Here is a 14,218-nt window from a genome sequence, read left to right as displayed (position 1 = left end):
AGTGCGAGCGCCTGCTCAAGCCGCCGGTCGGCTTCTTCCAGTCGATGCAGCAGCACGAGCGTGCCGCTGCTCAGTGTCAGGGTCAGGGCATGTTCCGTTCAAGACCGTGCGCCTGTTGCGCCAGTCGGACAGGCTTGTTCGCGATCCGCATTCGGGGTCGAACTGAAATTGTGGGCCGCACGCTGCGCCCAACACCAACCGGCAACCGCCTTGGGCACGCGATATCGGCGGCCATCGCTTCAAGCAATGCGACGCCATTTTCTCCCAACGTCCGGGGTTCGGAGTCGAGAACGCATAGTGCGCCGATTATCAGATCGTCGGCTGCGCGTAGCCGTGTGCCAGCACAGAAGCGCATGTTCCATTGCACGATCGTCTCGTTATCGGCAAAGCGCGGGTCGTGCTCAATATCCGAAACCACCAGCATTTGCTCGTTAGCCACAACGTAGTTGCAGATCGCGTGTTCGCGGTCTACGCGGGAGCTCAGTTTGCCGTCAGGCAGCTTGTTGAAGTCGCAGTCCGTGCGTCGTCGCCGGGCAAGAACGACCCCCTCACGGCGATCAGCGTCATCGATCGCCTCGGCGCGGCGCTCTGCGAGCTTGTCCCGTTGCATTTGCCTACGGGCGTAATGATCGATCGGGGCCGTCCGGTGCTGGTCGTCCCGAGCGTCGTTTGCGATGGACTCGTGGATGCGATGTTCACATGATCCGGCAGACCGGATCAAACAGCACTGCGGTGTTGATCCGGATCCTGGACGTGCTGACTGCCGTGGTCAGCCTCCAGCGCGACACGCTGCGTGTTGCAACGCTTCAGCGTCATGCCGCTCTCGTTGTTCGACGACGCCAGCCGTCGCATCACATCGCCCGCTCATTTGCACGACGTTCGGGACCGCCATCATGGCTTTGTAGCAATGAAAAATCGTGGTCCACTCGGTTATCTCGGGACAGCTGCGTTAGTATAAGGCCACAGGCAATCGACGTTGCACTCTTCGGCGTGAGCGTGCATCCGCCAGAACCAAATTAATAAAGCGTAAACTCTATCGCAAAGGTTGCGAGGGTCATTTAATCTAGTATCGAGAAGTCTTTGCGATGATCGGAAGAATTGAAGCATCTTCAACGGTTCGGTTCGCAAATGTCGCTCGCAGCGGCTCTGATTTATTGGCTCATCATATCGCTGTGGCTTGCGGTGCTTGCAACTGTCGCGATTGCCTATAAGCGGAATCCCTCCACATTCGGAGCAGTTCGGTTGCTCTTGGTGGTGCTGATTATCGATACAATCCGCAATATTGCGGAGAACCTTTACTTCGGGTTGTACTTCGGCGGACAGTATGGAATCTTCCCCGCATCGATCGTGGGCGTGCTTGGCAATCCGAGCTTGCTGATTATTCCGAAGATCGTCAATGTGATCGCCGCGTGCGCTGTCCTTGTCTTAATTGTCTTTCGATGGATTCCACGAGCATCGAAGGAGCGGCAGGAGGCAGAGGCAGAGATTAGGCAAAAGACAGAGGCGCTTGGCAAGGAATCTGAAGAGCGACGGCGACTATTCGAAACTTCGCTCGACCTTATTCTTTCCACCGACCGCCGCGGCGTCTTTACGCGAGTCAGTCCAAGCTCGCTCGCCACGATCGGCTACAGCCCTGAAGATATGATCGGACGCACTGGTCGGGACTTTATCGTTGCTGATGATCTCGACAACACGCGCCGCGAAATGAGGTTGGCACGGCAGGGCCAACAGACACGCAATTTTCAATGCCGATATATTCACAAAGACGGCCGACACGTTCCGATCGCCTGGTCGGGCGTCTGGTCCGAGCCCGAGCAGAGGCACTTCTTTGTCGGTCGGGATATGACCGAACAGAAGGCTGGTGAGGAGAAACTGTGGCGGCTCGCCCATTTTGACCAACTTACCGGGCTCCCGAATCGGATCAGTCTTGCGGCCGACCTGAAGGCGATGCTTGATGAATGTGCTGCGACAGGCTCAAGCCACGCAATCGCGGTGATCGGGCTGGATAGGTTCAAGGACATCAACGATACGCTCGGTCATTCGGTCGGTGACAAATTGTTACAGGAGGTTGCCGAACGGATCGCGGCCTCAGACGATGCAGAGCGGGTGTACCGGCTGGGGGGTGATCAATTCGCTTTGCTCATGTGCAATTGCGGCAATCCCATCTTTGCGAACGGGATCGCCGAGACAAAAATCAACAAGCTAGCGAGCCGCTTCGAAATTGAAGGACATGAACTATTCCTGGCCGCGAGTGTCGGAGTTGCCATTGCGCCTGCCGACGGCTCTGATGCCGACAGTCTGCTCGCGAATGCCGATCTCGCCCTGCACAGCGCAAAAAGTGCTGGTGGGCAGCGTATCAGGATGTTCGTTCCAACACTGCGGGCCAAGGCAGAGTCACGCCGCGTTCTTGATAATGAGCTCCGCCGCGCGTGGATCAACAATGAATTCATTCTGCACTTTCAACCCCAGGTTCGCACCACCGACGCTTCAATCGTCGGCGCAGAAGCGTTGCTTCGGTGGCAACATCCCACACGCGGCATGATAGCGCCCGCCGCATTTATCGAAGCGCTTGCCGAGAGTGCGATTTCCCTTGAGGTCGGACGGTGGATTTTGACGACGGCTTGCCGAAATGCTGTCTCTTGGCGTAGGAAGACATCACGTGATCTGAGGGTCGCGGTAAACCTCTTCGCCGTCCACTTTCGCCAAGGAACGCTGCTTCAGGACGTCAAGGATGCTCTGCGTCAGAGCGGATTGCCGCCGCAGGCATTGGAGCTGGAGATAACAGAGAACATTGCGCTTCTCCAGGACGAGACGTTGCTCTCGCCTTTGAGAGAACTCAAAACGATGGGAGTGAGCATTGCCTTCGATGATTTCGGTACCGGCTACGCCTCGTTGAGTTGTCTTACAAGTTATCCGTTGACGCGCATCAAGATTGATCGCAGCTTCGTACGAAAGGCGTCCGTCGATTCCGCGCCGGAAGATTCTGCGATCATACGATCGATCATGGCATTGGCTCGCAATCTGAACCTCGAGGTCACAGCCGAAGGCGTCGAGACACTTGCTCAAGCGACGTTTCTCCGCCTTGAGAATTGTCGGGAGTTACAAGGCTACTTGTTTTCGAAGCCGCTGCCTGCAGATGCGTTCGAGGCATTGCTGTTTACGCATCGCGAAGGGTACTTGCGAATGGCGTGAGTCATATGCGTCCTCCGCTCGATTCTGCGAGACGAATGGAAGGTAATCTTCTCGGTCGATATTCTAGCGCAGGACTGCCAGTGCACGAGCGTGACGATCGCGAATTCGCGACGAGAGTCTCGGCGTAGGATCGTCATTGAACACAAAGCCGCCGCCTGGGGACATCAGACGGCGGCTTGTAGGCCGTGTACCTATAAACCCGGCGGCATCATGTGACTGGTGACTACGTCCGCTTTGCTCCTATAGCGACCAAATTCGTGCGGCAGCGCAGTATGTCGTGATCAGCCATGAGCTGAAGTGCGCGGTCTGACAGGTCCGCCGCAGCGCACGTGTTGTTGCGCTATTGCGGAACTCGTGACGTGGTGTGCAACACCATGAACCAACGTCCATCCCGTTTTTCGTACATGTTGGTTGTGAAGGCCGTGAAGCTCACGGCATCCCCATTCTTGAACTTCCCTTCAGCACTCTCAATTCCGACAACCCATGCCACGTTCTGGGCGACATGAATTTGCGGCTCTTTCATCGATACTGAAATCTCGGCGAAGCGAGCAAAAGTCCCCTCCCAGCTCTTGCGAACCGCGTCCCATCCGACAATCAAAATTTTGCTGGATGGATGCACGGCAATGACGTAGGGCTCAGCCGCCCAAACCCTTTCCATCGCATTAATGTCGCGAGCTGAAAGGGCCGTATCGAAAGCTAGATTGGCCGCAGTGACAGCTTCGATGTCGGACTTTTGCTCTGCGTGGAGATTGACCGTTCCGAAAATGAAAATGAGAGCGGTGGCGATCACTAATTGCCGTAGGGAAAAGCTCCAGATCATCGCCTTCTCCTGAAAAAGATGCAGTTAGGCCCGGATTTCTGCGATCTACCATGCCTGCCCCCGTTGTGTCTCGACAGGTCAAGCTGATACCAATCGATGGTCAAAAACGGACATGCGTGCGCCGTGAAAGGTTTGTCGGAACAGTCGATATTCGGAGTCGAGTACAACAATCCCAAGTTTCCGAAGCTTGGCATCGAACCATTGCGCTTGTCTGACCTTTTGGGACGCGTATCGCCCAGTCACTTTGCCTCGCCACAGCGGCCCGGTTTCCATCTGTTGATACTATTTACTGCTGGCAGCGGAGATCACTTCCTCGATTTTCGCCGTGTGAGGTGCAAGGCAGGTACGCTTGTCCATGCTCGCCCAGGTCAAGTTCAGCAGTTCGTCCTTGGGCAAAAACTGGAGGCGGATATCCTGCTGTTCACGTCAGAATTCATCTTTCCCGGGTCTTCAGCGGCGGACGGAGCGGCTTTTGGAACCTTGATCGATGATATCGTCCCCGAAGACGTCACGGACCTACGGCCTGATGCGTTGGAGAGCGTCGTCAGCGTCATGTCGGCCATAAAGCGGGCATATCATAAAGCCGATGGCTCGAAGCTATCGGCCGCTATCCTCCAGCACCTCCTCTACGCGATGCTCCTGACGATCGCAGGCTATTACGGCAAGAGCGACGCGCCCTCCATGACGGATAGTCATCGCAGGACGTTCCGGAGATTCCGTCGAGCTGTCGACGCGAAGTTCGCACAAACGCGGATCGTTGAAGATTACGCGGAAGCTATTGGATGTTCAGCGAAGTCACTCCGCCGAGCTTGCACGATGGCGTGTGGTTCCTCACCCAAAGCTCTGATAGAGCAACGCCTGATCTTGGAAGCGAAACGCTTGCTGGCACACACCGGCCTCACGGTGGAAGCAATTGCCGCGGAGCTAGGCTTCAGCGAGCCAACGAACTTCGTGAAGTTTTTCAGACGGCACGGAGGGATGCGTCCGCTTGACTTTCGAGCAAAGTTCCCGGGCGCTCAATCAGGCTGATACCGTCTTCACTGCTCAACGGGTGAGAGAGCCGTTCTGAACCAAAAGCCGGCCTCAGCGCGCTCTGCGACCTCGCACCGAACTGACAATTTCCGCTGCAGCGTCCTGAAGCTCTTCGAGATGCCGGGCGGCGAAGACCTCCACCGAAAAGGCGGTCCTGAGCCAGACGATGTTGATCGACCCCAGAACGCGCGCGCCATCGCGCAGGGGAACAGCAATCGAGATCAGGCCGTCCGCATGCGGTGGCTTGCCATACCAGCCGCCGACATGGGTAGGGTCGCGCGTTGCGTAGCCGCGTGCTCGCACTTCCGCGAGAATCGTGTTCAGACGCGCGGGCTCTCCGCCAGACGATCTTCGGCCTTGTTCGAAGTCCGCAGCATCTCGATGATCTCCTGCCGTTCCTTAGCCGGACAATAGGCCAGATAGGCTCGTCCAACACCGGTCAGCAACCAGTTCACCTGCAGACCGACCCTTTCCTCTTGCAACAGGATCGGGCTGCGCGCACGGGTGGTCTCGCGGATTTCCATGTGGTCTCCCGCCGGCACCATGAGATCCGATGGCCACGAAACGCGCCGACACAGCCGCTCGAGCACCGGAGCGGCGGCTTCCGCGATCCGATCGCGACGCTCCCGGCGTGACGGCGCGCGCGAAAGCGTCGCGCCGATGCGATAACGCCCATCCGCAAGCCGCCGGGTGACCACGCCGGACCGCGCCAGCGTGTGAAGAATGCGGAGCAGGCTTGGCTTGGAGATACCAGTGAAGACGTAAAGCTGATGCAGCGAGGAATCGGGCTGCATCTGCAGAGCCTGCAGGACACGAAGGCCCCGCTCCAGGCTCTTGATGATTTTCGGACCCGCCACCGCCATTCTCCATTCCACAATGTGGAACGCATCATTCCACACTGTGAAACATAGGCCGATTTTTGTGGCAAATCCAGATAGCGCGTCAGAAGGTGGCGTGCCTGCAGGTTGCACTTTGGAATTGGCATCGAAATTTCAGCGTTTGATGGAGACTTCCATGAGACCCCACCTGTTCTTCCGCAGCGCCTCATTGTCCGTCGCGACCGTGGCCCTGCTCGCAGCCTCAGGATCAAAAGTATCAGCGCAGACCTCGTTCCCAACGGGCACGATTCGTTTCGTGGCGCCGTTCTCGGCCAGTACGCCGCCCGACATCATCAGCCGCATCGTCTCCAAGGAACTGACGGAAGCCGAAGGCTGGCGCGTCATCGTCGAGAACCGGCCCGGCGGCGTGACCACCATCGCGGCGACCGATGTCCTGACCCAGCCGGCGGACGGCAACAGCCTCTATGCGATGTCGGTGCCGTCGGTTGCAGCACCCTCGCTGGTCCCGAACATCTCGTTTAATTTGGACAAGGATTTCGACCCGGTCATCAAGGCGACAGTCTCTTACAACGTGCTGGTGGTGAACCCCTCGGTGCAGGCCAAGACGGTCGCGGACCTAGTGGCATTGCTGAAGAGCCAGCCCGACAAGCTGACGTTTTCGTCCGGCGGCTTCGGCACGCCCGCCCACTTGATCGGCGAGCAATTCAAACAGCAGACCGGCACGCGTGCCCAGCACGTTCCCTATGCGCAATTCCCGCAAGCGATCGGCGACCTGCTCAACGGCACCAACGCCTTCATGTTCATCACCATGTTGCCGGTCGTCGACCTGATCAAGACCGGTAAGCTGCGGGCGCTTGCGGTGACCGGACCGAAGCGTGTGCCACTTCTTCCTGATGTGCCGACCATCGTCGAAGCCGGCTATCCTTCACTGGTGGTCGAGGACTGGACCGGCTTCGCGGTCAAGCATGGCACGCCGAAGGAAACCGTCGAGCGGCTCAACGCTGCCATCAACAAGGTGCTGGAGAAGCCGTCGGCGCGCGAGGCGCTTGCAAAGATCGGCGCCGAACCGGCGGGCGGCACGCCCGAGCAATTTGGCCGGCTGGTCGGCGATCAGGTTTCGCACTGGCACAAAGTCGTCGCCGACGCCGGCATCAAGGTCCAGTAACGGTGACATCAGATTTTCGCGTGACGCTCCTCGGGACGGGGACGCCAATCCCCCGTCCTGATCGTTTTGGCCCGAGCACGCTGATCGAAGCGGGCAGTCACACTGTGCTGATCGATGCCGGCCGAGGCGCCGCTATGCGATTGTTTCAGCTCGGCGTTCCGATCGGCCGGATCGATGCGCTGTTGCTCACGCATTTTCATTCCGATCACACGGTCGGCATTCCAGATCTCTGGCTGACGGGCTGGCTAAGCTCGCATTTTGGCAACCGTCGGCGACCATTCAACGTGATCGGCCCGGTCGGCACAGCGAGGCTCATGCATCATCTGGAAGCGGCCTATGCGCACGACATCGAGATTCGTGTCGAGGACGAAAAGCTCGCCCGCGAGCATGTCGCAGTCACAGTAAAAGAATTTGGTGAGGACGGCGTCGTCTATCAAGCCGGCGACCTGCGCGTCATCGCCTTCACCGTCGATCATGGCGACGCGATCAAGCCGGCCTATGGCTTTCGCATCGAGTATCAAGGCCGGGTCGCGGTGATCTCCGGCGACACTCGCTACAATATGAACTTGCTCCGCTACGGCGAGGGCGCGGATCTGCTGGTGCACGAGGTTGCGATGGCTCCGGCGGAACTGCTGGGCCAAGCCGACATCCAGCGCATCATCAATCATCACACCTCGCCGCAGGAAGCCGGACACGTGTTTGCGCAGACACGGCCGAAGCTCGCCGCCTTCACCCACCTCGTCATGCTCGCCAGTCAGACTGTAATTGCCCCGACCATCGAAGCGCTGATCGCGGCAACCCGTGAAATCTATGAGGGGCCGCTCGTGGTCGGCGAGGACTTGATGAGCTTCGAGATCGGCGAGAGCGTTACGGTTCGAAAACCTGCAATCTAGCCTCTGAAAGTTCAGCTATGTCATTTTCGACGGTTTCAGCGGTGATTATCGGCTGGCCGATGTCCGCTTCTTCCCCGTAAGCGTCCAACCGGGTCCGGAAGCGTTGCGTCTGGCCAGACCGCTGTGATTCAAGCTTCCAAACTGGGGGCTCGAATCATGCGTTACGAACTCGCCGACTATGAATGGATTGCCATCAGGCCCATGCTGCCGAACAAGCCGCGTGGGGTTCCTCGGGTCAACGACCGTCGTGTCCTCAATGGCAACTTCTGGGTCTTGCGCTCTGGAGCACCTTGGCGTGATTTGCCCGAGATGTTTGGTCCGTACACCACATGTTACAACCGCTTCGTCCGTTGGCGGCGGGCTGGTGTCTGGGGCCGCATCATAGACGCACTTGCTGCTGCCCACGATGCCGCTGTCCAAATGATCGACACCTCGATTGTCCGCGTGCATCAGCATGGAGCCTGCATCACTAGGAATCGGCGCCAATCGATGGGAAGGTCACGCGGCGGCTTGACGAGTAAAATCCACGCGGTGGTCGATAGCAATGGTTTGCCGGTAAGGTTGGCGTTGAGCCCCGGCGAGACCCACGACGTTCGACTTGCCGGAAAACTGCTCTCCCGCCTGAAGCCCGGGTCAATGCTGCTTGCCGACCGTGGCTATGACGCCGACTGGATAAGAGAGCTGGTCATGAAAAAGGGGGCGTGGGCCAACATCCCCCCGAAAAGCAATCGTAGCGATCCGATCTGCTTCAGCCCGTACCTTTATCGCGCTCGCAACCAGGTCGAGCGGTTCTTCAACAGGATCAAACAATGTCGTCGTGTGGCGACGCGCTACGACAGGCTTGCGGGAAACTACCTTGCCTTCGTCCAACTCGCATCTATCCGGGTATGGCTGGCCGCGCGTTATGAGTCCACGCCCTAGTCATCTGGAACTCAAGTTCGTCACATAATATGATAGCTCGAATCTCTACAGAGGAGAGCGCTTGTGGCGAATGCAGGTGTGAAAGGCCGGCCGATCGCGCCGTTGGTTCTGAGTCCGCAGGAGCGGACGTACTTAGAGAGGCAAGTTCGTCGTCATCGTGTTGCGCGGTCGCTATCTGAGCGATGCCGCGCGATCCTGCGGTGCGCGGATGGATTGCCAAGCAAGTCTGTCGCTGCCGAACTCGGCCTCCACGAACACACCGTTGGCAAGTGGCGTCGCCGATTTTTAAAGGATCGCTGTGATGGCCTGCTTGACGAAGCCCGCCCTGGCCGCCCTCGAACCATCGACGACGATCAGGTTGCTGCCGTGATCGAGCGGACATTGCGGACGACGCCGGCCGATGCGACGCACTGGTCGATCCGCTCGATGGCTGCGGAAACTGGCTTTTCCCACACCACGATCCGCCGAATGTGGTCTGCGTTCGGCTTGCAGCCGCACCGTAGCCAGACATTTAAGTTGTCGAGCGATCCGCTATTCGTTGACAAGGTACGCGATATCGTCGGCCTTTATCTGTCCCCACCAAACCGAGCACTTGTCCTCAGCATCGATGAGAAAAGCCAAATCCAGGCACTCGATCGCGAGCAACCGGTCTTGCCGATGATGCCTGGCGTACCGGAACGGCGCACGCACAGCTATGTGCGGCATGGTACGACCTCGCTGTTTGCCGCGCTCGATGTCGCGTCGGGGTTTATCATCGGCAAATGTTACAAGCGCCACCGGGCAGTCGAGTTTTTGAAGTTTTTAAAAGAGATCGATGCTCAAGTTCCTGAAGGCCTCGATGTCCATATCGTCATGGATAACTACGCCACCCATAAGACACCCAAGATCAAAGCGTGGCTCACCCGCCGGCCTCACTACCACGTCCATTTTACGCCGACTTCCGCGTCATGGATTAATCAGGTCGAGCGCTGGTTCGCCGAACTCACCAGAAAGCAGATCCAGCGAGGTGTCCACACATCCGTCAGGCAGCTCGAGGCCGACATCCGCACCTTCATCGACGTGCACAACAGAAACCCGAAACCCTTCAAATGGACCAAGTCCGCAGACCAGATTTTGGCTTCCGTCAAACGCTTCTGCTACAAAGCCCAGCAGACTTTATGTGGCGAACTTTAGATTCACGTGACTAGAATTCCTATTTTGGCAGCACGGTCTGCTTGGCGACATAGCCGAGGGTCGATCCCTGGACGATGATGCTGAAAAGGACGACGGCGTAGGTTGCCGCCAAAATTGCCGGTCGGGCAGGGCTGTCGGGTACGGACAGGGCGAGCGCCACGGAAATGCCACCGCGGATGCCGGCCCACGCAAGAAACGGTAGGTTGCGAAAGGCCATCATCTGCTCGACCACGACGCGAGGGCGGGAAGTCCCACCGCGATGAATCGAGCAATAAGGACGATGGGAATGGCGGCTGGTGAGCGCGTCGAACAGATGTCTATCCGGTACGGCGGCATCGATCCCACGAGAATGAGCGACGCGGCGACGCTCATGATGAGAAGGCCGATCGTATGGGGGAAAGGGGAAAGGCAGGTATTTGTGATTGACCCAGCCGAGCACGGCGGACAGCGTCAACAGAACTGCCGATAGTTCGAAAAAGGACAGCGACTGCCGAGTCCTTATTGCATGATGTGGTCGTGCTCAATCGAGGTTCGATGTCGCAAAGACACGAGCATCGCGTTGGTCAAAGCCGCCAAAGGCTCAAAGGTCAATCAAAGGCCGGCAACGACGACATGCGCCTGAATCTTGCCGGAGACGGTGCCAATGCCGTAGGCCTTCGCGATCGCTTCCGTGGCGGATGTGGTCACGCTCTCCAGACTGGCCGCATCCCGTGCTTCGATTTCGTTGCGCAGCGGCGTGCCCTGGCAATAGGCGATAGAAGGGTGGCCTGGGCTCGGCGCGACGCTGTTTTTTGCTACCGTTTCGATTTGGATTGTCGCAAAGCCGGCGGCGCGCAAATCGGCCTCGATTGCTTCTACGTCATGATAGCCGTGCGGCGTCCGTGCCAGAAAGCGGGGCGGATCGGTCGGAAAAATATCGCTCACCGTCTCGGTTACGACCCGGGCAAAGTCGTTATCATCTATGCGATCCCAGACGTTGAAGAAGAAGCGGCCGCCAGGACGGAGTACGCGAAGAGCCTCCTTATAACCTGCAACACGATCCGGGAAGAACATGACGCCGAACTGACAGCACACGGCATCGAAGCTTTCATTATCGAAGGGCAGCCGCAGCGCGTCGGCTTGCTTCCACGCAATGCGCGGATCTGCCGCCTGCCGCGCAATGGCGCGGTCGAGCATTGGCTGGTTGAGGTCGGTGATCACATAGCGTGCTTCCGCGTTGAGCATGGAAGCCAGTGCGCGCGGGACGACACCGCTCCCGGCCGCCGTTTCGAGAACCGTCTTAGGACTAGATCCGCTGACGCGAGCGGCGAGATCGGCCGCATACGACTCGAAAATGAGAGGGACCAGATAGGCATCGTAGATGTCCGGTATCGAGCCGGCGAATACTTTGTCGGAGTTGGACATGAATGTTCTTCCTGACCATGGCGTGCCTTGTCGCTCATAATTTCGAATTAAGGAGTTTTCTCACTTTCGCTGCCAAGTGCTGCATCGAGGCCGGCTTCTGCAGCAGGTTCATGTCGGGATCGAGGATGCCGTTGTGAACAATGGCATTTCGCGCGTAGCCGGTGGTAAAAAGGATCTTCAGGTCAGGACGCAGTCGCCGAGCTTCGTCAGCGAGGGCGCGACCGTTCATGTCAGGCATGACCAGATCGGTGTAAAGAAGACAGATCTCGGGATGTGCGGAGAGCGCTTTCAATGCCTCCGCGGCGTTTGGCGTTTCGATGACTTCGTAGTCCAAGTCGCGGAGAGTCTGGGCTGTTAGTGACAGGACCTGCGCGTCATCCTCGACGAGGAGAACGACTTCGCGGCCAGAGGCGAGCGCCAGATGCTCATTGGTCTGCGACTTAGTGGCTTCGGGAGCGCCGTAAAAGCGTGGAAGATAGATCTTCATCGTCGTGCCTTGGCCGACTTCCGAATAGATCTTGATGTGTCCGCTCGACTGCTTGACGAAGCCGAACACCTGGCTCAATCCCAATCCGGTGCCCTTGCCTACGCCTTTGGTGGTGAAGAACGGCTCAAACGCCTTGGCCATGACATCGGGTGCCATGCCCGTGCCGGTATCGGTGACCGCGACCATGATGTATTGGCCTGAGGCGATCGCCTGCTCTGCCGCGTAAGCCTCATCCAGGTGGCAATTGGCAGTCTCAATCGTGAGACGTCCGCCATCAGGCATGGCATCGCGCGCGTTGATGGCGAGGTTCAAGATTGCGCTCTCAAGCAGGTTCCTGTCGGCGTGGGCCTGCCAGAGTCCGCCCGCGAGCACGGTTTCGAGTTGCACAGCTTCGCCCAGCGTCCGCCGCAGAAGTTCGGACATGTCGGCGACCATTTGATTTGCATTGATCGCTTCAGGAGCAAGGGTCTGTTGACGCGAGAACGAGAGAAGGCGCCGCGTCAAGTCCGCGGCGCGATTGGCGCCTTCTTTTGCCGCGGAAACAAAACGGGAAACGTCCTCGCCGTTTGCAAGCCGCCTCTCGAGCAGACCAAGCGACGACACGATAACGGAGAGCATGTTATTGAAGTCATGGGCGATGCCGCCGGTCAATTGGCCCACCGCTTCCATTTTCTGCGCCTGGTGAAGTGCCCGCTCGCTCTTCAGCCGCCCCTCGACTGCCTCGGCGACGCGACGTTCGAGTGTGTGATTGAGTTCGAGCAGGTCGGCGCTGGCCTGCTCTGCGGCCCGGCGCGCTTCGAGAAGTTCTCGCTCATAGCGGCGGCGATCGGAGGCATTGAAGACGGTAATGCGGATAAATCGCAGATTGCCCGATTCGTCGCGCCGCTCTGCGGCATTGACGAGGACAGGAAGTGTCGATCCGTCTGCACGCACCAGGTCCAGCGCGACCTCGTTGAAAAATCCCTGCATCCGCATTAGCGGAGCAAAGTGGGTTTCGTAGTAGATCTTTCCAGCGATGTTCAGGAAGTCCTGGAAACGATGGCCAATGAACGTGCTCTTCTCGCGGCCAAGCCATTTGCAGAACGTAGAGTTGACTTTGGTAATACGGCCGTCTGCTCCCGCAGCGAGATAGCCGCACGGAGCATTGTCGAACAAATCCTCAAGATCGTCGACTTCGCCGGCCATGATATCCAAAGACGCACTCAATCCGGCGGACCTTCCAGGAAAGCTTTCATCGCGGAAATGGTTTCCTCAGGCGCGCTGAGATTGGGACAGTGGCCTGTGGCATTGAGGATGGTGAACTGGCTATTGGGTAGCTGCTTGGCCACGTATTCGCCGACGCCTTTCGGCGCGATGACATCCTCTGAGCATTGCAGGACGAGAGAACGCGCCTTGACCGCCGGCAGGTCGCTGCGGTTGTCGGAAAGAAAAGTGACGCGTGCGAATTTTTTGGCGATCTCTGGATCCGTCATGCAGAAGGAATTGGTGAGTTCTTCTCCTAACTCCGGCCGGTCGGGATTGCCCATGATGACAGGGGCCATCGCCTGCGACCAGCCCATGTGGTTAGCGTCAAGAAAGTCGAGAAGCTCGTGGATTTGTTGCTCACTGAAGCCGCCGGTGTACTCCTCATCATTGATGTACCGGGGAGATGGACCAATCATGACGAGGTCATCGAAAATATCGGGTGCTTTGAGCGAAGCGATCGCGCCGATCATCGCGCTGACGGAATGTCCGACAAAGATGCCGTGGATGATTCCCAATTCGCGGCAGATGGCGACGACATCGTCGGCATATCCTTCCAGAGAGCCGTACTTCCCGGCATCGTAGGCTGAAAGATCGGAGCCGCCGCAGCCCACGTGATCAAACAGCACGATGCGATAGTCATCAGCGAAGGCAGGCCAGACGAAGCGCCACATGTTCTGATCGCAGCCAAAGCCATGGGCGAAGATCATCGCGCGACCGCCGGAGCCCACGACTTTAACGTTGTTGCGCTGCACAATAGCCAAGACATGTTCCTTCGTATGATCACAGGGCGCGCCGCCCTCGGCAGGGCGCCGAATACAATTTCGTGAGAGGCGGCCGCGATTTGCCGGGCTCCTCTCTACAGGCCCATCTGTGCCGAAATCTCGAAAGACCGTAGCAGCAACGTCCACCGTTGTGTATCCCGCTCAAGGCCGCTCGCCCCTCCGGTCAATTTTGGGTGCTTCAGGCGGATGAATCGCACATTGGAACCAATCTCGATGCGCTTCGTTTTCGGAGGCTTAGGCATGCCTGCAGGGCGGAGCGGGGAGG

14 protein-coding genes and 1 pseudogene are annotated in these 14,218 nt (G+C 58.2%); 7 read left to right on the top strand and 8 right to left on the bottom strand.

Features of this window, described 5'->3' with window-relative positions; all coding sequences use genetic code 11:
* Nucleotides 1-82: 82 nt before the first annotated feature.
* Nucleotides 83-439 (bottom strand): GAF domain-containing protein, encoded by a 357-nt coding sequence (locus tag XI08_RS20730; RefSeq protein ID WP_271575752.1) that lies wholly within the window; start codon nt 437-439, stop codon nt 83-85.
* On the opposite strand from XI08_RS20730, the gene XI08_RS20725 reads away from it, so the two are divergent.
* Entirely contained in the window at nt 398-703 is a 306-nt protein-coding gene (locus tag XI08_RS20725) for a DUF2254 family protein (RefSeq protein WP_333927815.1), read from the top strand. The two genes, XI08_RS20730 and XI08_RS20725, sit on opposite strands and share 42 nt — an antisense overlap.
* 395 nt (nt 704-1,098) lie before the next feature.
* Nucleotides 1,099-3,192 carry a putative bifunctional diguanylate cyclase/phosphodiesterase gene (locus XI08_RS20720; RefSeq protein ID WP_271575750.1) on the top strand — a complete coding sequence of 698 codons (2,094 nt, stop codon included), beginning with the start codon at nt 1,099-1,101 and terminating at the stop codon, nt 3,190-3,192.
* A gap of 340 nt (nt 3,193-3,532) precedes the next feature.
* Here XI08_RS20720 and XI08_RS20715 read toward each other — a convergent pair whose 3' ends face one another.
* Nucleotides 3,533-4,012: a YybH family protein gene (locus XI08_RS20715; RefSeq protein WP_271575749.1), complete on the bottom strand. Its 480-nt coding sequence runs from the start codon at nt 4,010-4,012 to the stop codon at nt 3,533-3,535.
* A 96-nt stretch (nt 4,013-4,108) separates the two neighbouring features.
* On the opposite strand from XI08_RS20715, the gene XI08_RS20710 reads away from it, so the two are divergent.
* Nucleotides 4,109-5,041 (top strand): helix-turn-helix domain-containing protein, encoded by a 933-nt coding sequence (locus tag XI08_RS20710; RefSeq protein WP_271575748.1) that lies wholly within the window; start codon nt 4,109-4,111, stop codon nt 5,039-5,041.
* Nucleotides 5,042-5,095: 54 nt separating this feature from the next.
* Here XI08_RS20710 and XI08_RS20705 read toward each other — a convergent pair whose 3' ends face one another.
* Nucleotides 5,096-5,347, bottom strand: coding sequence for a hypothetical protein (locus XI08_RS20705; RefSeq protein ID WP_271575747.1), 252 nt, complete (start codon nt 5,345-5,347; stop codon nt 5,096-5,098).
* Nucleotides 5,348-5,364: 17 nt separating this feature from the next.
* Nucleotides 5,365-5,907, bottom strand: a complete 543-nt coding sequence (locus XI08_RS20700) for a helix-turn-helix domain-containing protein (RefSeq protein WP_271575746.1) — start codon at nt 5,905-5,907, stop codon at nt 5,365-5,367.
* A 151-nt stretch (nt 5,908-6,058) separates the two neighbouring features.
* On the opposite strand from XI08_RS20700, the gene XI08_RS20695 reads away from it, so the two are divergent.
* From XI08_RS20695 to XI08_RS20680, 4 genes are all read left to right on the top strand, one after another.
* Entirely contained in the window at nt 6,059-7,048 is a 990-nt protein-coding gene (locus XI08_RS20695; protein ID WP_271575745.1) for a Bug family tripartite tricarboxylate transporter substrate binding protein, read from the top strand.
* Nucleotides 7,049-7,050: 2 nt separating this feature from the next.
* Nucleotides 7,051-7,941, top strand: coding sequence for an MBL fold metallo-hydrolase (locus XI08_RS20690; RefSeq protein ID WP_333927811.1), 891 nt, complete (start codon nt 7,051-7,053; stop codon nt 7,939-7,941).
* A gap of 156 nt (nt 7,942-8,097) precedes the next feature.
* A complete protein-coding gene (locus XI08_RS20685; RefSeq protein WP_271575743.1) occupies nt 8,098-8,862 on the top strand; it encodes an IS5 family transposase in 765 nt (254 codons plus the stop codon).
* Between the two features lie 63 nt (nt 8,863-8,925).
* Entirely contained in the window at nt 8,926-10,035 is a 1,110-nt protein-coding gene (locus XI08_RS20680) for an IS630 family transposase (RefSeq protein ID WP_271575742.1), read from the top strand.
* A 19-nt stretch (nt 10,036-10,054) separates the two neighbouring features.
* On the opposite strand, the pseudogene XI08_RS20675 reads toward XI08_RS20680, so the two are convergent.
* The 4 genes and pseudogenes from XI08_RS20675 to XI08_RS20660 all read right to left on the bottom strand — a co-directional run.
* Nucleotides 10,055-10,326 (bottom strand): annotated as a pseudogene (locus XI08_RS20675) (cation:proton antiporter domain-containing protein); the annotation flags it as partial.
* Nucleotides 10,327-10,626: 300 nt separating this feature from the next.
* Nucleotides 10,627-11,439, bottom strand: a complete 813-nt coding sequence (locus tag XI08_RS20670) for a class I SAM-dependent methyltransferase (protein WP_271575741.1) — start codon at nt 11,437-11,439, stop codon at nt 10,627-10,629.
* Between the two features lie 34 nt (nt 11,440-11,473).
* Entirely contained in the window at nt 11,474-13,111 is a 1,638-nt protein-coding gene (locus XI08_RS20665; protein WP_271575740.1) for a PAS domain-containing hybrid sensor histidine kinase/response regulator, read from the bottom strand.
* 17 nt (nt 13,112-13,128) lie between these two features.
* A complete protein-coding gene (locus XI08_RS20660) occupies nt 13,129-13,932 on the bottom strand; it encodes an alpha/beta fold hydrolase (protein ID WP_271575739.1) in 804 nt (267 codons plus the stop codon).
* Nucleotides 13,933-14,218 lie beyond the last annotated feature (286 nt).

The sequence above is a fragment of the Bradyrhizobium sp. CCBAU 11361 genome (assembly GCF_028128935.1).
GTDB classification, from domain to species: domain Bacteria; phylum Pseudomonadota; class Alphaproteobacteria; order Rhizobiales; family Xanthobacteraceae; genus Bradyrhizobium; species Bradyrhizobium niftali.
This window is presented reverse-complemented; position numbering and strand designations above follow the sequence as displayed.

Coding starts and splice junctions, on each gene's coding strand:
- XI08_RS20700 (WP_271575746.1), bottom strand. CDS start 5,907: ATGGCGGTGGCGGGTCCGAAAATCATCAAGAGCCTGGAGCGGGGCCTT.
- XI08_RS20710 (WP_271575748.1), top strand. CDS start 4,109: ATGGTCAAAAACGGACATGCGTGCGCCGTGAAAGGTTTGTCGGAACAG.
- XI08_RS20665 (WP_271575740.1), bottom strand. CDS start 13,111: ATGGCCGGCGAAGTCGACGATCTTGAGGATTTGTTCGACAATGCTCCG.
- XI08_RS20695 (WP_271575745.1), top strand. CDS start 6,059: ATGAGACCCCACCTGTTCTTCCGCAGCGCCTCATTGTCCGTCGCGACC.
- XI08_RS20685 (WP_271575743.1), top strand. CDS start 8,098: ATGCGTTACGAACTCGCCGACTATGAATGGATTGCCATCAGGCCCATG.
- XI08_RS20670 (WP_271575741.1), bottom strand. CDS start 11,439: ATGTCCAACTCCGACAAAGTATTCGCCGGCTCGATACCGGACATCTAC.
- XI08_RS20715 (WP_271575749.1), bottom strand. CDS start 4,012: ATGATCTGGAGCTTTTCCCTACGGCAATTAGTGATCGCCACCGCTCTC.